The sequence below is a fragment of the Actinoallomurus sp. NPDC050550 genome (assembly GCF_040655075.1).
Lineage (GTDB): Bacteria > Actinomycetota > Actinomycetes > Streptosporangiales > Streptosporangiaceae > Actinoallomurus.
In genome coordinates, this window is the sequence record NZ_JBFAJC010000055.1 from 24,542 (window position 1) to 43,746 (window position 19,205).

Here is a 19,205-nt window from a genome sequence, read left to right on the forward strand (position 1 = left end):
GGACAGAGGCGCGTCGGTCTCGACATAATGGGGTTCGGCCGTCAGCAGGAGCGGGGCAGGAGGCTCTGGCACGTGGACTCGTCGTTTCCCATCGTCCCGACCGGCGACGACCGTCCGCTCACGCGGCGCGGCGGAGGGCTGGAGCCCACTCAGCCCGGCACGGCTCCGCTGCACCAGGCCGGAGAGATGGGCCTGGACTCCGGGGAGAAGCTCCGCCAGGAGTGCTGGGAGATGATCGGCGGGCGCACCCGGGAGCGCCTCATGGAGCTCGCCGGCGGCGTCATCGACTGGTTCGCCCGCCGTGACTCGTCCAGCCTCGACGGCCGGCCGTACGCCGTGGTGTTCGGGGACCGGGGCCTGACCATCGCCGAGCCGCGGATCAACACCGAGCATCGCCCGGTCTACGCCATCTCGGGGTTCCTGTTCGAGCCCGGGTCGCTGCGGCATGTCCGCGTGGACCACCGGCCGCCACCGCACGCGCCCGGGTCCGGTCCCGCCCTGGGGTCCGGGCCGAGGCCGCCGGCCGCGCAGATCACCGGGCTCGACTCCGCCGACCGGGGGCTGCTCGGCAACCTCCCGCCGCGTGCCCAGGAGCTGCTGCAGACGCCGTTCACCTCGGGTCAGCGCGTGCTGCGCTGCAACTGGGCGTACGAGGGGTTCGAGCACCAGCTGAACATGTTCATGGTCTGCCTTGCCGGGGCGCGGGACGTCACGGTCGCGTCCGGCACCAAGGTGATCCCCGCCGGCCATTCCGACGCGACCGTGCACTGGTCACTGACGTGCTACCGGGCCTCGGTGGCGCGCCGCATGGGTAAGTGAGGCCCGCGGACTTCGCCGAACTCTCGGGGCACGACGCGTACGACGTGCTCGGGGTCGACCCGGACGCGACCCAGGACGAGATCCGGCGCGCGTACCGCAGCCTGGCGAAGACCGGGCATCCCGACCTGGTCGCGGACGCGCGGGCGAAGAAGGCCGCCGAGGAGCGCATCCGCCTGCTGAACGCCGCGCGCGACGTCCTGCGGCACCGCCGCGCCGCCTACGACGCCTTCCGCGCGGCGCCGCCGGAACCGGAGCCGGAACCCGAGGAGATCATCGACGATCCGTGGGCGGGTGCCGCGCCGGGTGCCCCGCCTCCCCGGGACCCGTGGGCGAACGCCGACGCCGGCCCGCCCCCTTCCGCGGACCCGTGGGACACCGCCGACCACGGACCGCCCCCACCCGCGAGTCCCTGGGACACCGCCGACCACGGACCGCCTCCGTGGAACGGACCGCCTCCGCGTGCGACCCCATGGGACACCGGCACCGGCCGGCCACCGCCGCGTCCGCGCTTCGTCCGGCCGGTGCGCCGGCGGCGCTCGATCCGGGCGAGGGTCGGCATCGGGTGTTCGGTGGCCTGGGGGGTCGTGTGGTTCGGCGGGGCGTTGGTCCTCATCCTCTCGGCGTTCTTCCCCGATCGCGGGCCGCAGCCGTCGGCGGCCGTTCCGGCGAAGTTCGCGGGTACGTGGCAGGGGACGGTGACGGACGCCGCCAAGCAGAACGGCACGCACCAGCGCTGGAAGGCCGAGGTCACGCTGCACGCCGGGAAGAAGAACGGCGAGGTGCGCTACCTCGACGGGAAGTGCGCCGGCACGGCCGTGCCGGTCTCCTTCGAACGCGACCGGTTGACGGTGAAGACCGTGTTCGGGTCGTCGATGACCGGCTGCGACGTCGGCGACATGCGCCTCGGTCGGCGTAAGAGCGCCAAGCTCGACGTCGTCTACCACGACAAGAACGGCAAGGTCACGGCGTCCGGCGTGCTTGCCCGGCAGTGACTCGCCTCGGTCCCTTGACAGGGCCGGAGTGCGGACCGATTATTAACCTACTCGTTTTAAAACAAGGTGGTTATGAAGTGGCCGACGACCGGATCAGCCTCGTGTTCGCGGCGCTCGCGGATCCCACGCGGCGCGCGATCCTGACCCGGCTGACCCAGGGGGACGCGACGGTGGCCGAGCTGGCCGCGCCGTTCGACGTGTCCCAGCCGGCGATCTCCCGGCACCTGAAGGTGCTGGAGAACGCCGGGCTCATCTCCCGGGCCCGTCGCGCGACGGCCCGGCTCAGCCATCTGGAGGCCGAGCCGCTCCGCGAGGTGACCACCTGGCTGGCTCGCTACCAGCGGTTCTGGGACGAGAGCCACGAACGGCTCGACGAGCTGCTCGCGGCGCTGCAGGGCCAAGGAGGAAACGGCCGCGCCGACGCGACCACGACGAACGGAGAAGACCATGGCCAAGACGCAGATCACCGCTGAGCCCGGCATCCCGCAGATCGTCATTACGCGAGAGTTCGAGGCACCGTGCGACCTGGTGTTCCAGACGTACACCGACCCGGAGCTGATCGTGCGCTGGCTCGGCCCGCGCGAGCTGACCATGCGCTTCGACTACCACGAGCCGCGCGACGGCGGCCGCTGGCGCTACGTCAGCATCGACCCGGCCGGCAACGAGTACGGGTTCCACGGCGTCTTCCACGGCGAGCCGTCGGCGGACGGCATCGTGCAGACCTTCGAGTACGAGGGCGTGCCCGGCCACGTCGCCCTGGAGACGGCGACATTCGAGGAGGTCGACGGCCGGACGCTGGTGCGGTCGGTGTCGAGCTTCCAGTCGGTGGAGGACCGCGACGGCATGATCGCCTCCGGGGCAGAGCACGGCATCCGCGACTCCGACGAACGCCTGGAGGAGCTCCTCGCCGAGCTCCAGGGCCGCTGACATGATGCTTGAGGGGAAGAACGCCGTCATCTACGGAGGCGGCGGGGTGATCGGCGGTGCGGTGGCGCGGGCCTTCGCCCGGGAGGGGGCGTGCGTCCACCTGGCAGGGCGGACGGCGGCGAGGCTGGAGGCGGTCGCCGAGCCGATCCGCGCGGCGGGCGGCCGGGCCGAGACGGCGGTGCTCGACGCGCTGGACGAACGGGCCGTCGACGAGCACGCCGATGAGGTCGCGGCGAAGTTCGGCAGCCTGGACGTCTCGTTGAACGTCATCGCGCACGGCGACGTTCAGGGCACGCCGTTCGCCGAGATGTCCCTGGCGGACTTCGAGCGGCCGGTCGTCACGGCGGTCCGCACGACGTTCCTGACGGCGCGGGCCGCCGCACGCCACATGACGCGGCAGCGCTCGGGAGCGATCCTGATCTTCGGCGGGTACGGCCCGCCGATGCCGCGCCTCGGCGGGCTGCTGGTCGCGTTCGGCGCGCTGGAGTCCCTGCGGCTCAGCCTGGCCTGCGAGCTCGGCCCGTACGGCGTGCGCGTCGTCACCCTGCAGACCGGCGGGGTGCCCGAGACGCTGCCGGAGGGCTTCGAGGGCCGGGAGGCGATCGTCGGCGACATCGTCGGGAAGACCATGCTCGGCCGCGCGGCGACCCTCGAGGACGTCGGGAACGTCGCCGCCTTCGCCGCCTCCGACCGGGCCCGTACGATCACCGGCTCGGCGATCAACATCACGTGCGGCTCGGTCCCGGACTGACCCTCGTCGTCCTTCAGGGGTACGCCGGATCCGGCTCCGCGGGGTGACGAAACGGTGAAGAGCGCGTCATTAGCCTGACGGCGCGTTGATCACCGAGACGAAGGAACGACACCGTGCGGAAACACCGCAGAAGGACCGTCCTGAGCATCACGGCCGCGGCCGTCGCCGCCTCCCTCACGCCGACGACGGCCATGGCCGCGACCACACCCGGCCCGGTCGACGGAGTGTGGACCTCGGACGGGTACGCCACCGTCCTGTCCATCGATCACGGGCGGATGCGCGCGTACGAGACGACCGCGGTGAGCTGCCTGCCCGGCTTCACCGCGCAGCAGACCGGGCCGGTGGGCCCCGGAGGCGAAGTCGCCTTCACCGACAAGGACGACGACGTCATCCGGGTCCGGCGCGACGGCCGGGGCGGTCACCTCACCATCGACGGGTCGGCCGGCGTCCGGGGGCTGCGCCGGACGGCCGCGCTGCCGGCCCGCTGCGCGAGGCCCGCGCCGAAGGACCCGCGGGCGACGTTCGACGTCTTCTGGCAGACCTTCGCCGAGAACTACCCGTTCTTCGCCGCCAAGGGCATCGACTGGAACGCCGTACGGCGGCGCTACCGCCCGCAGGTGACCGCCGGGACGACCGGCGACCGCCTCGCGTCGATCCTCGACGCCATGGTGGCGCCACTGAACGACGTCCACATCGGCCTGATCGCCGACGGCAAGCGCTACTACCACCTGCGGCCCGGCACCATCATGCCCATGCCGGACTACGACGCCAAGATCAAGGCCTTCATCGCGAAGCGGGACACGCCGCTGCGGGACTTCGCCCAAGGCCGGATCTCCTACGCCGACCTGCCCGGCCGCCTCGGCTACCTGCGGATCTCCGGCTTCGGCGGCTACACCGAGGACGACACCTACGCCACCAACGCGGCCGAGCTGGACCGCACGCTCGACGCCGTCCTCACCCCCGCCCGCACGACCGGAACCGGCAGGCTCCGGGGGCTCATCATCGACCTGCGTCTCAACGGCGGCGGGTCGGACGTCCTCGGGCTACGCATCGCCTCTCGCCTCACCGGCCGCGCCTACACGGCGTACTCGAAGCGGGTCCGCAACGACCCGAAGGACCCGGCCGGGTTCACGCGCCCCCAGCCGATCCGGGTGCGCCCCGCCCACGCGCCGCTCTACCGCGGACCGGTCGCGGTGCTCACCGGCGGCTCCACCATCAGCGCCGGCGAGACCTTCACCCAGGCCCTCATGGACCGCCTCCCCCGGCCGGTCCGGATCGGCGAGAACACCCAGGGCGTCTTCTCCGACATCCTCGACCGGCACCTCCCGAACGGCTGGGCCTTCGGGCTGCCCGACGAGGAGTTCCTCACCCGCACGGGCACGACCTTCGACGGCGCCGGCATCCCGCCGGACGTCCGCACGCCGGTCTTCACCGACGAGGAACTCGCCAAGGGCCGCGACTCCGCCTTCGACCGCGCCGTCGCCCTCCTGACCAAGGGATGACGGCTCACCAGCCGCCGCTCCCGTCCGAGCCTCCCGAGGTCCCGTATCCGCCCACGTCGAAGCCGCCCGCATCCCCGTAGCCGTCCGAGTAGCCGTAGACGGCCGGGTTCATCGGCGTGTGGCCGTGGAGGGGGTCGACCGGCCTGTCGCGCTTCGGGTTGGTCAGCGGCGAGTGCGCCGGCGGCGTGTACACATGCGTCTCGAAGATGCCCCGGAGCTCGTCGTCGGCGATCCCGGCCGTTCCCCGAACCGCGACCCGTACGAGGCCGTCGGGTGCCGCGGCCAGTTCGCGCCGCAGCGAACGGGCCCGCGTGTTCCGGCGCCACAGCGCGCCGGCCCGGGACTGTGGCAGGAGTCCCTCGGCACGAAGTCTCCGGCCGATCTGCGCCACGGCCGGGGACGCGGCGATCAACGCCCGGGTCAGGCCGAGGACCCGGCCGACATCCGGGATCACGGCCAGCGCCGTCGCCTCGACCGGATCCTCCGCGGTGCGCCGTTCGGCGTACACGCGGTGCCGGTCGGGCGTGACGCGGATGCGCCCGTCCTCATGCAGAGCGACCAGTGCGACCATCGCCGCGCAGTCGGGTCCGCCGAACAGGTAGGCGATCTCGTACGGGGACAGGTCGTGCTCCGGCATGGGCGCCCTCCACCCGGGGTCGTGTCGAGCCCCCCGACATCGGTTGGACGCGCCCGGCCGAGTCGCGGTTTCCTCTGGCTCAGAGCTCCCGGAGGCGGGCGGCGGCGGTCTCGGGGAGCACGTCGTTGATGTACGCGCCGCCGCCGGTCTCGCTCGTGGCGAGGAACTTCAGTTTGTCGGCGGTGCGCTGCGGCGTGTAGATGCGGGCGGCCAGGTGTGCCAGGTCACGCGAGGCGCGCGCCGGGGCCTGGTACCAGCAGGCCATGTACGGCGTCGTCTGCTCGTAGAGAGCGTCGAACCGGCGCAGGACGTCGGCGTACAGGCCCATGAGCTCGTCGCGTGCGGCGGCGTCGAGGGCGGGCAGGTCGGGGACGCAGAAGCGCGGGGCGACGTACACCTCGTACGGCCAGCGGGCGGCCTCCGGCACGTACGCGAGGAAGCGGTCGGTCTCGGCGACGACGCGGGGACCGTCCGCCTCGCGGGCGACGACGTCGCACATGAGGCACCGGCCGTGCTCCTCGCGGAACCGCTCGGCGGCGGCCAGCATCCGGCGCGGGACCGGTGGGATGTACGGGAAGCCGTAGATCTGACCGTGCGGGTGCGGCAGGGTCGCGCCGATCGCCGCGCCGCGGTTCTCGAAGAGGAAGACGTACTGCACGTCGGGCCGGTGCCCGAGTTCGATCGTACGGTCGGCCCAGGCGCGGCCGACGGTGGCGAGCCGCTCCGGCGGCAGGGTCGCGAAGGAGCCGTCGTGGTCGCTGGTGAAGCACAGCACCTCGCAGCGACCGCCGGCCGGGCCGCCGAGGGACGGGAAGCGGTTCTCGAACGACACGACGTGGTAGTCGGGGGCGGGGATCTCGCTCAGGTGTCCGTCGCGGGACGGGCAGAGGGGGCACTCGCCGGGCGCGGGCTGGTAGGTGCGGTTCTGCCGGTGCGCGGCAACGAGGACCTCCTCGCCCTGCAGCTCGTCGTACCGCAGTTCGGCGGCGGGCGCGTACGGGGGCAGGTCCCGCCGGTCGGGGGTGGAGCGGTCCAGCCCGGGCACGTCGTCGAAGTAGATGATCTCTCTTCCGTCCGCGAGCCGCACGGACGTGCGGCAGGAGGACTCGGTGACGGCGTGAGCGGAGGACATCGGGGGTTCCCTTTCGCGGAGCAAGGGTCAGGCAGGGGCCCGGCCGGCGCTGCTGCGGCTGACCAGCTCGGTGGAGATGATGATCTTCTTGTCGCTGCGCCGGCCGCTCTCGATCTGTTCGAGCAGCAGGTTAACGCTCGACCGGCCGACGGCGGCGAAGTCCTGGCGGATGGTGGTGAGCGGCGGGATGAAATATGCCGCCTCCGGGATGTCGTCGAAGCCGATGACGCTGACGTCGTCCGGCACGCGACGGCCCGCCTCGTACAGGGCCCGCAGCAGGCCCAGGGCGTTCTGGTCGTTGGCGGCGAACACCGCCGTGACCTCCGGATCGGCGGCAAGGGCCAGGCCCCGGTCGTACCCGGATCCGGCGCTCCAGTCGCCCGGGAGGGTCGGTGGGATCGGCGCACCGGCCTCGATCAGCGCGTCCCGCCAGCCGCGGTGGCGCTCGCGCGCCTCCAGCCACGACGGCGGGCCGGGCAGGTGGTGGACCGTCCGGTGCCCGAGGTCGAGGAGGTAGCGCGTCGCCGCCTTCGGCCCGGAGTACTGGTCGACTCCGACGGCCGGGACGATGGTCTCGCTCTCCATCACCACGAGGGGTATGTCGGAGGGCAGGTGTTTGGTGGTCTGGGTCAGCGGGACGTGTCCGGGGATCACGATGAGCCCGTCCACGCCCTGGCCGCGCAGCCGCTCGGCCGCCTCGCTGATCGAGCGCTGGCTGGCCGACTGCAGCGCGATGACGCTGGTGAAGTAGTCGGCCTGGCGGGCGCAGCGCTCCATCTCGCTGATCATTGACGCGGGCCCGTAGAGGGTGGCGTCGAAGCTGACCACGCCGAGTGTGCGCGAGCGGCCGGTGGCCAGGGCTCGGGCGAAGGCGTTGGGCCGGAAGTCCAGTTGAGCGGCCGCGGCCAGGACCTTGGCCCTGGTCTCCGAGCTCACCCGTGGGTGATCCTTGAAGACCCGGGACACGGTCTGGTGCGACACCCCGGCGAGTTTGGCCACGTCCCGAAGGCCGGGGCGCGCCGTGACCCGCGCGTCGCCCCGGTCCTCGGATGGTGCGTCCAGGTTCACCGGGAGGTGCCGGCGCGGCGCTTGGCCCAGACGTCGAACGCCACTGCGGCCAGCAGCACGAGGCCCTTGATCAGCATGACCCGCTCGCTCGGCGCGCCGAGGAGGGACATGCCGTTGTTGATCACGGCCATGATGAGGCCACCGGTGATGGCGCCGACGACCTTGCCGACGCCGCCCTGCACCGCCGCGCCGCCGATGAAGGCCGCCGCGATCGAGTCGAGCTCGAAGTTGGTTCCGGCGGTCGGGCCGGCCTGGTTGAGCCGTCCGGCGAAGATGACGCCGGCCAGCGCGGCCAGCACACCCATGTTGACGAACAGCCAGAACACCACGGACTTGGTCTTGATGCCGGACAGCCGGGCGGCCTGCAGGTTGCCGCCGATGGCGTAGATGTGCCGGCCGAAGATCGCGCGGGTGGTGACGAGGGTGTAGCCGAGGACCAGGACGGTCAGCACGATGAGCACGACCGGCAGGTTCTTGAACCGCGAGAGCTGCACGACGATGAACATCACGACGAACGCTGCGAGGACCATCTTCACGATGAACAGCGGCAGCGCGTCGATCTTCTGCCCGTATCCCGCGCGGCCCTGGCGGGCCCGCCACTGGGTGAGCACGATGCCCACCACGGCGATCACGCCGACGATCAGAGTGAACAGGTCGCCGCCGCCGAGTGGGCCGAGGCCGACGTTGCCGAAGTAGCCGGGCAGGAAGCCGTTGGCGAACGTGCGGACCTGGTCCGGGAACGGGCCGATGCCCTGGTTGCCCAGCACGGTGAGGGTGAGGGCGCGGAAGATGAGCATGCCGGCGAGCGTCACGATGAAGGCCGGGATCTCGAAGTAGGCGATCCAGTACCCCTGCCACGCGCCGATGACCGCGCCCGCGACGAGCGTCAGGATGACGGCGAGCGGCCAGGGCATGTGGTGGTTGACCATCAGCACCGCGGACAACCCGCCGGTGACGGCCACGACCGAGCCGACCGACAGGTCGATGTGGCCCGAGATGATGATGAGGATCATCCCGATCGCGAGGATCAGGACGTACGAGTTCTGCACGAGAACGTTGGACATGTTCTCAGGCGAGAGCAGGTCCCCGTGGGTGAGGACCGCGAACAGCGCCACGATCAGCGCGAACGCGACGTAGATACCGCTCTGCCGCAGGTTGACGGAGAAAATCCGGTCGGCCACGCCGCGGGACGGCGGCGAAGCCTCGCCCTTGTCCGGGCGGGCCGGTGCGACGCTGCTCATGAAACTACCTGCTCCTCGTCGTAACGGGTCATGTACTGCATCAGCCGCTCCGGAGTGGCCTCCTCGCGGGGGACCTCACCGGTGATGCGCCCGGCCGACATCGCGTAGATGCGGTCGCAGATGCCGAGCAGCTCGGGCAGCTCCGAGGAGATGACCAGCACGGCCTTGCCCTGGTCGGCCATCTCGTTGATGATCGAGTAGATCTCGTACTTCGCGCCGACGTCGATGCCGCGGGTGGGCTCGTCGAGGATCAGCACGTCCGGGTCGGTGAACAGCCACTTGGACAGCACGACCTTCTGCTGGTTCCCGCCGGAGAGCTTGCCGGCGATCGCGGCGACGTTCGGCGCCTTGATGTTCATGCTCTTGCGGTAGCGCTCGGCGACCTGGATCTCCTCGTTGTCGTTGACCCAGCCCCGTTTGGCGATCTTGAGCAGCCCCGCGACGGAGACGTTGCGCTTGATGTCCTCGATGAGGTTCAGGCCGTACCGCTTGCGGTCCTCGGTGGCGTACGCGATGCCGTGCTTGATGGCGTCGCCGACCGACTTGACGCGGATCTCCTTGCCGTCCTTGAAGATGCGGCCGGTGATCCCGACGCCGTAGCTGCGGCCGAACACGCTCATCGCCAGCTCCGTACGGCCGGCGCCCATGAGCCCGGCCAGGCCGACGATCTCGCCGCGCCGCAGCGTGAGGTTGGCGCCGTTCACGACCAGGCGATCGTGCTGGGTGGGACTGCGCACGGTCCAGTCCTCGATCCGCAGCACCTCCTCGCCGACGTTCGACTCGTGCTCGGGGTAGCGGTGCTCGAGGTCGCGGCCGACCATCCCGGAGATGATGCGGTCCTCGGTGACGAGGTCCTTCTCCATGTCGAGCGTCTCGATCGTTCGGCCGTCGCGCAGGATCGTGGTCGAGTCCGCGATGGCCTTGATCTCGTTGAGTTTGTGGGAGATGATCACGCAGGTGATGCCCTGCTCGCGCAGGCCGCGCAGCAGGTCGAGCAGGTGCGCTGAGTCGGAGTCGTTCAGCGCCGCCGTCGGCTCGTCCAGGATCAGCAGCTTCACGTCCTTGGACAGCGCCTTGGCGATCTCGACGAGCTGCTGCTTGCCGACCCCGATCTCCATCGCCGCGATGGTGGGGTTCTCGTCCAGGCCGACGCGGTCGAGCAGCTCGGCGGCGGCGGCGTTGGTCTTGTTCCAGTCGATGAGGCCGCGGTGGGCCTTCTCGTTGCCGAGGAAGATGTTCTCGGCGATCGACAGGTACGGGCTGAGCGCCAGCTCCTGGTGGATGATGACGATGCCGTGCTTCTCGCTGTCGCGGATGCCGGAGAAGCGGCACAGCTCGCCGTCGAAGTGGATGTCGCCCTCGTACGAGCCGTGCGGGTAGACGCCCGACAGCACCTTCATCAAGGTGGACTTGCCTGCGCCGTTCTCACCACAGATCGCGTGGATCTCGCCGCGCCGCACCACCAGGTTCACGTCCTGCAGCGCCTTGACGCCGGGGAACGTCTTGGTGATCCCGCTCATCCGCAGAATCGCGTCGTCGGTCATGTCGTGCCCTTCGTGTCACGCCGGAAGGGCGGGCGGCGCCGTCGGCGCCGCCCGCCCTCGATCCGCTACTGCAGCTGCTGCTGGGTGTAGTAGCCGGTGTCGACGAGGTTCTTCTGGACGTTGTCCTTGAAGATCAGAACCGGCTGGAGCAGCATCGACGGGACGACCTTGACGCCGTTGTTGTAGTCCTTGGTGTTGTTCACCTGGGGTGTGCCGCCCTTGAGGGCGGTGTCGGCCATCTTGACGGTGACCGCGGCGAGCTGGCGGGTGTCCTTGTAGACGGTGGAGTACTGCTCACCCTTGAGGATCGACTTGACCGAGGCGAGCTCGGCGTCCTGGCCGGTCACGACCGGGTACGGCTGGCCGGAGGTGCCGTAGCCGGCGCTCTTGAGGGCGGAGAGGATGCCGATCGACAGACCGTCGTACGGGGAGAGCACGCCGTTGACCTTCGTGCCACCGCCGTAGGCCTTGGTGATCAGGTCCTCCATGCGCTTCTGCGCGGTGGCCGGGTCCCAGCGCAGGATCGCGACGGTCTTGAAGTCCGTCTCCTTGCTCTTGACGACCAGCGTGCCCTTCTGGATGTAGGGCTTCAGGGTGTCCATCGCGCCGTTGAAGAAGTACGACGAGTTGTTGTCGTCGGGCGAGCCGGCGAAGAGCTCGATGTTGAACGGGCCCTTGGCGGTGCCGTCGGAGCCGTCCTCCTTCTTCAGGCCGAGGCCGGTGAGGAGGGCCGTCGCCTGCAGGACACCGACCTTGTAGTTGTCGAAGGTCGCGTAGTAGTCGACGTTCGGCGACTTGAGGAGCAGCCGGTCGTAGGCGATGACCGGGATGTGCTTGTCGTGCGCCTCCTGCAGCTGCGTGCTGAGGGACTTGTTGTCGATCGAGGCGATGATCAGAAGCTTGGCGCCCCGGGTGATCTGGTTCTCAACCTGGTTGACCTGGGTGGGGATGTCGTTCTCGGCGTACTGCAGGTCGACCTTGTAGCCCAGCTTCTCCAGCGAGGACTTGAGGTTGTCCCCGTCGTGGATCCACCGCTCGGAGGACTTGGTCGGCATCGTGACGCCGATGAGCGCACCCTTGGTCGAGCCGCCCGAGCCGCCCTTCTTGTCGACGGACTTCGTGCTCGAGCCGCAGGCGGTCATGGCGAGGGCCATGCACAGGCCCGTGGCCATCGTGGCCAACTTCGTGATCTTCATATCTCACCTTGGGTGGGACGGGGGGGTACGACGGGTTGGTTTCCACTGCTTTGCCGGAGTGTTAACGGTCACAATTCGGATGTCAAGACACAGTTCGGCAACGCGCCTGTCTCGAAACAGTCCGAACAGCAAGTGTGTGACCGGTAACATCGCGAGGGTTCCTCGCTTCTCCGGAGGTCAGCCCAGAAGCCGGATTACGTTCCACGAGACGGGCGGCAGCACCGCGGTCAGGCTGCCTCCCTCCACCCGGATCTCGGGGTTGGCCCGCGGGACGACGCGGAACGGGTCGTCCGCGGTGTTCCGGGCGTACGGATCGGGGCCGGCGAGGGTGGTCGCCGCCCCGAGTCTGAGCGCGCCGAGCGCGCGGATGTCGATGTCGACGGTGAGGCTCTGGTCCACGGACCGGTTGACCATGAAGAGCGTGGTCTCGCCGGTCTCCTCGTCATGGGTCGCGACGGCGTCGAGCACCGGCACCTCGCCGTACGCGGCCGTCTCGTACACCGGGCAGACCGGCTCGACGCGCAGCACCTCGCCGGCGGCGTGCCGGGACGCCTGCGCGAACGGATGGAACGTCGTCTGCCGCCACGCCCGGCCGCCGGGCTCGGTCACGATCGGCGCGATGACGTTCACGAGCTGGGCCAGGCAGGCCGCGGTGACCCGGTCGCTGTGCCGCAACAGCGAGATCAGCAGGCCGCCGAGGGCGACGGCGTCGGCCAGGTTGTACCGGTCCTCGAGCAGCGGCGGCGCCACCGGCCAGTCGCTCGGCGGGCCCTCGGACTCGAACCGGCTCAGGTACCAGACGTTCCACTCGTCGAAGGACAGGGTGATCTTCTTGCGGCTGCGCAGCCGGGCCCCGACGTGGTCGGCGGTGGCCACGACCGACGCGATGAAGTGGTCCACAGCTCGAGGACGTCGGTGCGGAATCCGTCGTCGTCCGCGCTCGGGTGGTCGGGTTCGTAGATGCCGGTGTAGACGCACCGGCCGAGATGCTCGACGAACGTCCCGAAGGTCCGGCGGTTGACCGGCGCCACGCGGAAGGCGGGGTCCAGCGTCATGCGTGCCGTCAGCACACTCGTCTCCTTTGGTCGCGGACAGTGACGCTCAGGAGGGCCAGTGTTAACGCTAACCATCCGCTCACGTCAACGGTTGACTTCTGGACGGTTATCGCTAACACTCCTCGCAACCTGCTGGAAACATGACGAGGTCAGCCCGGCCTCGTCCTCGTCCGGAACCGTGGGAGGTGACCGTGGGCGATCTCGTGAAGCCGGCCGGACCCGGTTCCGGCCGAGGCACGGGCACCGTGGTCATGGCGGACGTGGCGAGACTGGCCGGCGTCTCGCCCATGACGGTGTCGCGGGTGCTGAACTCACCGGGACGGGTCGCGCCCGAGACGCGGCTGCGCGTCCTCGACGCCGTGCGGGAGCTCGGCTACCGGCCCAACTCGGCCGCCCGGGTCCTCGCCACGGGCCGTTCCCGCGTCCTCGGGGTGGTCGGCTTCGACACCACCCTGTACGGCCCGGCGTCGATGCTGTTCGGCATCGAGCAGGCCGCCCGGGACGCGGAGTACGGCGTGACCATCACCAGCCTGGCCGCGCTGACGCAGCGCAACGTGGCCGAGGCCGTGGACCGGCTGCGCGGTCAGTCCGTCGACGGCGTCATCATCATCGCCCCGCACGTCGCGTCGGTCGAAGGGCTCGCGGACGTGTCCGCCGGCCTGCCGGTCGTCGCCGTGGGCGGCGGGGACGGCGGGGTCATCCCCGTCGCCGCCGTCGACCAGTACGCGGGCGCGGCGGCGGCGACCCGGCACCTCCTCGACCTGGGCCACCGGACCGTGCGGCACCTCGCCGGCCCGAGCGACTGGCTGGAGGCGGGCGCCCGCCGGAAGGCGTGGGAGGACACCCTTCGCGCCGCGGGACGGGAGGTCCCCCCGGTCGTCTTCGGCGACTGGAGCCCGCACAGCGGCTATGAGTTCGGCAAACGGCTGGCCGACGACCCGTCCGTGACCGCGGTCTTCACCGCCAACGACCAGATGGCGGTGGGCCTGATCCGGGCCCTGCACGAGGCGGGCCGCCGCATCCCCGACGACGTCAGCATCGTCGGCTTCGACGACGTCCCGGAATCGGCGTACCTCAGCCCACCCCTGACGACGGTCGGCCAGGACTTCGGTCAGGTCGGCCGGCACGCGCTCCGGCTCCTGCTGGAACGCATCGGCGGCGCTCCCGTGGAGGAGGGCCGCCGGATCACCGTCGAACCGGAGCTCATCGTGCGCCAGAGCACGGGCCGCCCAGGCTGACGGTTCCGTCCACCGTCGATTCATCGTCCAGTTCGGCCGCCCTCCCGGACGGCCCCGAATGATAGCGCTAACAAAGCCGGCCTGACGCTGGGCAGTATCAAGTAGGGAGACCCTCTATGAGAATCACCCGTGTGACCACACATGTCGCCGGCACCCCCTGGCGCAATCTCACGTTCGTGCAGGTCCATACCGACGAGGGGCTCGTCGGCGTGGGCGAGGCGCGGATGCTGAACCACACCGACGCGCTCATCGGCTACCTGGCCGAGGCCGAGGTGAACCACATCGTCGGCTCGGACCCGTTCGACATCGAGGACCTCGTCCACCGGATGAAGTACGGCGACTACGGCCGTGCCGGTGAGATCGTCATGTCCGGCATCGCGTGCGTGGAGATGGCCTGCTGGGACATTGTCGGCAAGGCCCTCGGCCAGCCGGTGTGGCGCCTGCTCGGCGGCAAGGTCCGCGACAAGATCAAGGCGTACGCCAACGGCTGGTACACCGTCGAGCTCACCCCCGAGGCCTTCCACGGGGCGGCGAAGAAGGTCGTCGAGCGCGGCTACCGGGCGCTGAAGTTCGACCCGTTCGGGTCGGGCACCATGGAGCTGGACCACGCCGAGACGATGCGCGCCGTCAGCCTCGTCGAAGCGGTCCGCGACGCCATCGGGGAGGAGGCCGAGTTGCTCGTCGAGATGCACGGCCGGTTCTCCCCTGCCACCGCGATCCGCCTGGCCGGCCTGCTCGCGCCGTTCAACCCGAGCTGGATCGAGGAGCCCTGCCCGCCGGAGAACCTCAAGGCCCTCGCCAAGGTCTCCGCCCACACCGACCTGCCGATCGCGACCGGCGAGCGGATCCACGACCGGATCGAGTTCCGTGAGCTGTTCGAGCACCAGGCCGTCGACATCATCCAGCCGGACATCTCCCACATCGGCGGCATCAGCGAGACTCGCAAGCTCGCCGCGACCGCCGAGACGCACTACGTCATGGTCGCCCCGCACAACGTCGGCGGCCCCGTGCTGACCGCCGCCAACCTGCACCTGGGCGCCTGCACCCCCAACTTCAAGATCCAGGAACACTTCAACGACTTCGCCGACTCGGCGATCAAGGGCGTGGCGCCCGGCCTGCCCGAGGTCGTCGACGGGTACTTCTCGCTCCCCGAGGCCCCCGGTCTGGGCGTCGAGCTGGATCTGGACGCACTCGCGGAGTTCCCCCGCCAGCAGGCCAACTTCAACCTGTTCGCCGAGGACTGGCACAAGCGTGACGGGGCCGGGTCCAAGTGAGCCGATCCGTACTCCTGGAGCAGCCGGGGCGCCACCGGCTGGTCAAGGGAGAGGTTCCGACGCCCGGGCCCGGCGAGGTGCTCGTCCGGGTCGCGGCGGCGGGCATCTGCGGCAGCGACCGCGAGATGTACGAGGGCGGCCGCCCCGACGAGTACTGCACCTTCCCGATCGTCCCCGGGCACGAGTGGTCGGGCACGATCGAAGAGGTCGGGCCCGGCGTCGACCCGGCCCTCGTCGGCCGGCCGACGGTCGGTGAGGGCTTCGTGAGCTGCCAGGTCTGCGAGCGCTGCCACGCGGGCGAGGGCAACCTGTGCCTCGCGGGTTACGACGAGATCGGGTTCACCCGGCCCGGTGCGTTCGCCGACCACCTGATCGTGCCCGCCCGCCTGCTGCACACGCTGCCGGCGGGCACCGACCTGCGCGCGGCCGTGCTCCTCGAGCCGGCGGCGGTCGCGGCCGCCGCCGTGCTGCGGGCCGCTTCCCTGCCCGGCGAGCGGGTCGGCGTCGTCGGCGCGGGCACGCTCGGGCTGCTCACGATCCAGCTGCTGGCCGCGTCCTCCCCCGCCGAGCTCGTGGTCAGCGACCCACGCGCCGGCCGGGAGCCCGTCGCGCGGGCGGGCGGGGCCACGGCTTACTTCCACCCGGACGAGCTCGGCGAGCTCGATCTCGACGTGGTCGTGGAGACCGCCGGCGCCCGCGACTCGGCGGCGGCGTCCGCCCGGCTGCTGCGCCGGGGCGGACGGCTGGTGCTGACCGGCATCCCCGGCGTGGTCCCGGAGATGCTCTCCCCCTCGACGATCGTCGAACGCCAGCTGACCCTGACGAGCGTGTTCGGCGCCCCGTCGGCGGCCTGGGCGCACGCCGTACGGGCCTTCACCGCCGGCCTGCTCGACCTCGGGCCGCTGGTGACCCACGAGTTCACCCTCGAGGAGTACGCCGACGCGGTGGCACTCCTCGGGCAGGGCGGCGACGATGTCGGCAAGATCATTCTGAAGCCTTAAGGAGTTGTGTGATGAGCGTTCCCCGGTACCCCGGCGAGCACCTGCTCGACCAGTTGGGCATGCCCGCCCGCAGTGCCGCCCCGGCCGGCTCGGAGGCCCGGTTCCCCGACGGCGGGAGCTGGCGGACGGAGCTGCCGTCCTGTGAGGGACCGGAGGTCCTGGCCGCCGCGCTGGAGGAGATCGACCGCTTCGAAGTGCCGATCCACCGCATCAGCCAGGGCAGCGGCGTCTGGATGCTCACCGACGCCGAGATCACCGAGATGGTGAAGGCGTGCGAGGAGCGGCACATCGAGCTGTGCCTGTTCGTCGGCCCGCGCGGCACGTGGGACATCGGCGCGGGCGTGAAGGCGTCCTCCGGCGGCTCGGGCCCGCGCGCCCGGGGCCGTGACCAGCTCGCCCAGTGCGTCGAGGAGGCCGAGCGCGCCGTGGCGCTCGGCGTCAAGTGCCTGCTCGTCGCCGACGAGGGCGTGCTGTGGACCCTGCACCGGCTGCGCACCGCAGGCGTCATCCCCGCCGACGTCACCCTCAAGGTGTCGGCGCTCGTCGGACCGGTCAACCCGGCCGCGTACGCCATCTGGGAGAAGCTCGGCGGCGACTCCATCAACGTGCCCAGCGACCTGACCATCGGGCAGATCGCCGAGCTGCGGGCGCAGAGCGCCGCGCCGATGGACTTCTACGTCGAGGCCCCCGACGACCTCGGCGGGTTCGTCCGCCTCTACGACGCGGCCGAGCTGATCCGCTGCGGCGCACCGATCTACCTGAAGTTCGGCCTGCGCAACACCCCTGGCATCTACCCGGTCGGCCGCCACCTGCGCGACCTGGCCGTCAACGCGATCCGCGAGCGCGTGCACCGCGGCCGCCTCACCCTCGACATCCTCGAGCGCCTCGGCGCCGACGGCGGCATGTCCCCGCTGGGCTCGCGCCTGCCCGGTGACCTGAACCGCTTCCCCACCGACGGAGACCTGTGATGACCCTGCTGTACGGAGTCGACCCCCGGACCGGCGAACGCCTCGAGCCCGGTGTGGAGGAGACCTCCGCCGAGACGGTCGCCAAGCTGACCGAGGCCGCGGCGAACGCCGCCCGCCCGCTCGCCGCGCTGCCGCTGCCCGAGCGGGCCGCGCTGCTGGAGGCGGTCGCCGACGCGCTCGACGCGGCCACCGACGAGCTCGTGGCGCTGGCCGACGCGGAGACCGCGCTCGGCTCGACCCGCCTGACCGGCGAGGTCGGCCGGACCACCGGGCAGCTGCGGCTGCTGGCCGAAGAGGCACGCGGCGAGGGCTTCCAGCGGGACACCGCCGAGCCCGGCTTCGTGCGGGCGCTGCTGCCGATCGGGCCGGTCGCGGTGTACGCCGCGAGCAACTTCCCCTTCGCGTTCTCCGTCGCGGGCGGCGACACCGCCTCGGCATGGGCGGCGGGCTGCCCCGTCATCGTCAAGGCGCACCCCGGCCACCCGCGCACCTCGGTCCGTACGGCCGAGATCATCGCCGAGGCCCTCGCCAAGGCGGGCGCGCCGGCGGGAACGTTCGCGATCGTGCACGGGTTCGAGGCGGGCCTGGCGCTCATCAAGGACCCGAACATCAAGGCGGCCGGGTTCACCGGCTCGGTACGCGGCGGCCGGGCGCTGTTCGACGCCGCCGTCAGCCGCCCGGACCCGATCCCGTTCTACGGCGAGCTGGGCAGCGTCAACCCGGTCTTCATCACCGAGGCGGCCGTGGCCGCCCGGGGCGAGGAGATCGCGCGCGGCTACGTCGGCTCGTTCACGCTCGGGTCGGGGCAGTTCTGCACGAAGCCCGGGCTGGTGTTCCTACCGGCCGGGCACGGGCTCGAGTCCGTCCTGGCCGAGGCGGTCGAGGCCGTACCGGCACCGGCACTGCTCACGCCGCAGATCGCGGACGGGTTCCGCAGCGGGGTCGAGCGGATCGCGGGCGAGACGCGCACGGTCGCCGAGAGCGCCGGCGCACACCTGTTCGCGGTGAGCGCGGAGGAGTTCGCGGCCCGGCCGGAGCTGGCGGAGGAGTGCTTCGGCCCCTCGTCCATCATTATCGAGTACTCCTCGGAGGAGGAGCTGCACGCCGCGGCCTCCGCCGTGCCCGGCTCGCTCACCGCGACCGTCCACGCCGAGCCCGGCGACGCCGACCTGGCCCGCGACCTCGTCACCGAGCTGGCCCACCACGTCGGCCGCGTCGTCTACAACGGCTGGCCGACCGGCGTCGCGGTCAACCACGCGATGCAGCACGGCGGCCCCTGGCCCGCCACGACCTCGGTGCTGCACACATCCGTCGGCACGGCCGCGATCCGGCGCTTCCAGGTCCCGGTCACCTTCCAGGGCCTCCCCGAGGAAGTGCTCCCGCCGACCGTCCGCTGAACGGCGCGATCGGCGCGGGTGACCCCGCAGACCGCCCGCGGCGGCCTCGTCAAAGGCGAGGCCGCCGCAGCGAGGGGTGGCTGCGGCCATGGGCGCGTCGGCGCCGCATCGTGACGTGGGCACGAGCGATCGCCGGCGATTGCTGCGTTCTATCGGCAGCACACACCGGGGATCACGCGATGACCTTGGACCGGTAGGGTGACTGTCCTCGTTCTGTGCCTTCCCGCCACGCGGGAATTTTGCCGCCTGAGGGGAAACCGCAGAACAAGGACCCTCTCCCGTCGGCGGCATGCAGGCGTTATGCCGGGTCCGGCCTTGGCCCGCCCCCATTTATCCATTGCCGGGGTGATCGACCGCCTCTTACGCTGAAGCACCGATCGGCGTGTAGCTCAGCAGCAGAGCACCGGGCTTTCATCCCGGAGGGCGCGGGGGCGGCACCCGCCACGTCGGCATGAACCGTCCT

At 71.0% G+C, this 19,205-nt stretch carries 16 protein-coding genes, 1 tRNA gene and 2 pseudogenes; 12 read left to right on the forward strand and 7 right to left on the reverse strand.

The genetic code is table 11. The annotated features are described in order from the left end of the window. Nucleotides 1-72: 72 nt before the first annotated feature. From AB0I04_RS44335 to AB0I04_RS44360, 6 genes are all read left to right on the forward strand, one after another. Entirely contained in the window at nt 73-819 is a 747-nt protein-coding gene (locus tag AB0I04_RS44335; protein ID WP_360898973.1) for a hypothetical protein, read from the forward strand. Continuing rightward, the gene (locus tag AB0I04_RS44340) at nt 816-1,811 is read left to right on the forward strand and encodes a J domain-containing protein (RefSeq protein WP_360898976.1); all 996 of its coding nucleotides are present in this window, start codon (nt 816-818) and stop codon (nt 1,809-1,811) included. The genes AB0I04_RS44335 and AB0I04_RS44340 overlap by 4 nt, the downstream gene beginning before the upstream one ends. A gap of 77 nt (nt 1,812-1,888) precedes the next feature. After that, nucleotides 1,889-2,284, forward strand: a complete 396-nt coding sequence (locus tag AB0I04_RS44345; RefSeq protein ID WP_360898979.1) for a metalloregulator ArsR/SmtB family transcription factor — start codon at nt 1,889-1,891, stop codon at nt 2,282-2,284. Then, nucleotides 2,259-2,738, forward strand: coding sequence for an SRPBCC family protein (locus tag AB0I04_RS44350; protein WP_360898982.1), 480 nt, complete (start codon nt 2,259-2,261; stop codon nt 2,736-2,738). Before AB0I04_RS44345 ends, AB0I04_RS44350 begins: the two co-directional genes overlap by 26 nt. Nucleotide 2,739: 1 nt before the next feature. Next, complete coding sequence (locus AB0I04_RS44355) at nt 2,740-3,489, forward strand: SDR family oxidoreductase (protein ID WP_360898985.1); 750 nt, start codon at nt 2,740-2,742, stop codon at nt 3,487-3,489. Nucleotides 3,490-3,602: 113 nt separating this feature from the next. Next, nucleotides 3,603-4,991, forward strand: a complete 1,389-nt coding sequence (locus tag AB0I04_RS44360) for a S41 family peptidase (RefSeq protein ID WP_360898988.1) — start codon at nt 3,603-3,605, stop codon at nt 4,989-4,991. Between the two features lie 4 nt (nt 4,992-4,995). On the opposite strand, the pseudogene AB0I04_RS44365 reads toward AB0I04_RS44360, so the two are convergent. The 7 genes and pseudogenes from AB0I04_RS44365 to AB0I04_RS44395 form a co-directional block, all read right to left on the reverse strand. Beyond that, a pseudogene (locus AB0I04_RS44365) lies at nt 4,996-5,652 on the reverse strand (TIGR04222 domain-containing membrane protein); the annotation flags it as partial. Nucleotides 5,653-5,707: 55 nt separating this feature from the next. Further along, nucleotides 5,708-6,760, reverse strand: a complete 1,053-nt coding sequence (gene galT, locus AB0I04_RS44370; RefSeq protein ID WP_360898991.1) for a galactose-1-phosphate uridylyltransferase — start codon at nt 6,758-6,760, stop codon at nt 5,708-5,710. Between the two features lie 27 nt (nt 6,761-6,787). Beyond that, nucleotides 6,788-7,828 carry a LacI family DNA-binding transcriptional regulator gene (locus AB0I04_RS44375; RefSeq protein ID WP_360898994.1) on the reverse strand — a complete coding sequence of 347 codons (1,041 nt, stop codon included), beginning with the start codon at nt 7,826-7,828 and terminating at the stop codon, nt 6,788-6,790. Continuing rightward, entirely contained in the window at nt 7,825-9,069 is a 1,245-nt protein-coding gene (mmsB, locus tag AB0I04_RS44380; RefSeq protein WP_360898997.1) for a multiple monosaccharide ABC transporter permease, read from the reverse strand. The genes AB0I04_RS44375 and mmsB overlap by 4 nt, the downstream gene beginning before the upstream one ends. Next, the gene (gene mmsA, locus AB0I04_RS44385; RefSeq protein ID WP_360899000.1) at nt 9,066-10,613 is read right to left on the reverse strand and encodes a multiple monosaccharide ABC transporter ATP-binding protein; all 1,548 of its coding nucleotides are present in this window, start codon (nt 10,611-10,613) and stop codon (nt 9,066-9,068) included. The genes mmsB and mmsA overlap by 4 nt, the downstream gene beginning before the upstream one ends. 65 nt (nt 10,614-10,678) lie before the next feature. Further along, nucleotides 10,679-11,809 carry a multiple monosaccharide ABC transporter substrate-binding protein gene (chvE, locus tag AB0I04_RS44390; RefSeq protein ID WP_360899003.1) on the reverse strand — a complete coding sequence of 377 codons (1,131 nt, stop codon included), beginning with the start codon at nt 11,807-11,809 and terminating at the stop codon, nt 10,679-10,681. A gap of 177 nt (nt 11,810-11,986) precedes the next feature. Continuing rightward, nucleotides 11,987-12,879: pseudogene (locus tag AB0I04_RS44395) on the reverse strand (alpha-L-arabinofuranosidase C-terminal domain-containing protein). Between the two features lie 176 nt (nt 12,880-13,055). On the opposite strand from AB0I04_RS44395, the gene AB0I04_RS44400 reads away from it, so the two are divergent. From AB0I04_RS44400 to AB0I04_RS44425, 6 genes are all read left to right on the forward strand, one after another. Further along, nucleotides 13,056-14,102: a LacI family DNA-binding transcriptional regulator gene (locus tag AB0I04_RS44400; RefSeq protein WP_360899006.1), complete on the forward strand. Its 1,047-nt coding sequence runs from the start codon at nt 13,056-13,058 to the stop codon at nt 14,100-14,102. A 116-nt stretch (nt 14,103-14,218) separates the two neighbouring features. After that, nucleotides 14,219-15,376, forward strand: a complete 1,158-nt coding sequence (locus tag AB0I04_RS44405; protein ID WP_360899009.1) for a mandelate racemase/muconate lactonizing enzyme family protein — start codon at nt 14,219-14,221, stop codon at nt 15,374-15,376. Beyond that, a complete protein-coding gene (locus AB0I04_RS44410; RefSeq protein ID WP_360899012.1) occupies nt 15,373-16,377 on the forward strand; it encodes an alcohol dehydrogenase catalytic domain-containing protein in 1,005 nt (334 codons plus the stop codon). The genes AB0I04_RS44405 and AB0I04_RS44410 overlap by 4 nt, the downstream gene beginning before the upstream one ends. Nucleotides 16,378-16,388: 11 nt before the next feature. Then, on the forward strand, nt 16,389-17,345 hold the full coding sequence (locus AB0I04_RS44415) for a hypothetical protein (protein WP_360899014.1): 957 nt from the start codon (nt 16,389-16,391) through the stop codon (nt 17,343-17,345). Beyond that, on the forward strand, nt 17,345-18,742 hold the full coding sequence (locus AB0I04_RS44420; protein ID WP_360899017.1) for an aldehyde dehydrogenase (NADP(+)): 1,398 nt from the start codon (nt 17,345-17,347) through the stop codon (nt 18,740-18,742). The genes AB0I04_RS44415 and AB0I04_RS44420 overlap by 1 nt, the downstream gene beginning before the upstream one ends. Before the next feature lie 378 nt (nt 18,743-19,120). Further along, nucleotides 19,121-19,192: transfer RNA gene (locus tag AB0I04_RS44425), tRNA-Glu, on the forward strand. Nucleotides 19,193-19,205 lie beyond the last annotated feature (13 nt).

Bases quoted from the DNA above. Each gene is read 5' to 3' on its own strand.
- AB0I04_RS44350 (WP_360898982.1), top strand. From the start codon at position 2,259: ATGGCCAAGACGCAGATCACCGCTGAGCCCGGCATCCCGCAGATCGTC.
- AB0I04_RS44355 (WP_360898985.1), top strand. From the start codon at position 2,740: ATGATGCTTGAGGGGAAGAACGCCGTCATCTACGGAGGCGGCGGGGTG.
- galT (WP_360898991.1), bottom strand. From the start codon at position 6,760: ATGTCCTCCGCTCACGCCGTCACCGAGTCCTCCTGCCGCACGTCCGTG.
- mmsB (WP_360898997.1), bottom strand. From the start codon at position 9,069: ATGAGCAGCGTCGCACCGGCCCGCCCGGACAAGGGCGAGGCTTCGCCG.
- mmsA (WP_360899000.1), bottom strand. From the start codon at position 10,613: ATGACCGACGACGCGATTCTGCGGATGAGCGGGATCACCAAGACGTTC.
- chvE (WP_360899003.1), bottom strand. From the start codon at position 11,809: ATGAAGATCACGAAGTTGGCCACGATGGCCACGGGCCTGTGCATGGCC.
- AB0I04_RS44405 (WP_360899009.1), top strand. From the start codon at position 14,219: ATGAGAATCACCCGTGTGACCACACATGTCGCCGGCACCCCCTGGCGC.
- AB0I04_RS44415 (WP_360899014.1), top strand. From the start codon at position 16,389: ATGAGCGTTCCCCGGTACCCCGGCGAGCACCTGCTCGACCAGTTGGGC.
- AB0I04_RS44420 (WP_360899017.1), top strand. From the start codon at position 17,345: ATGACCCTGCTGTACGGAGTCGACCCCCGGACCGGCGAACGCCTCGAG.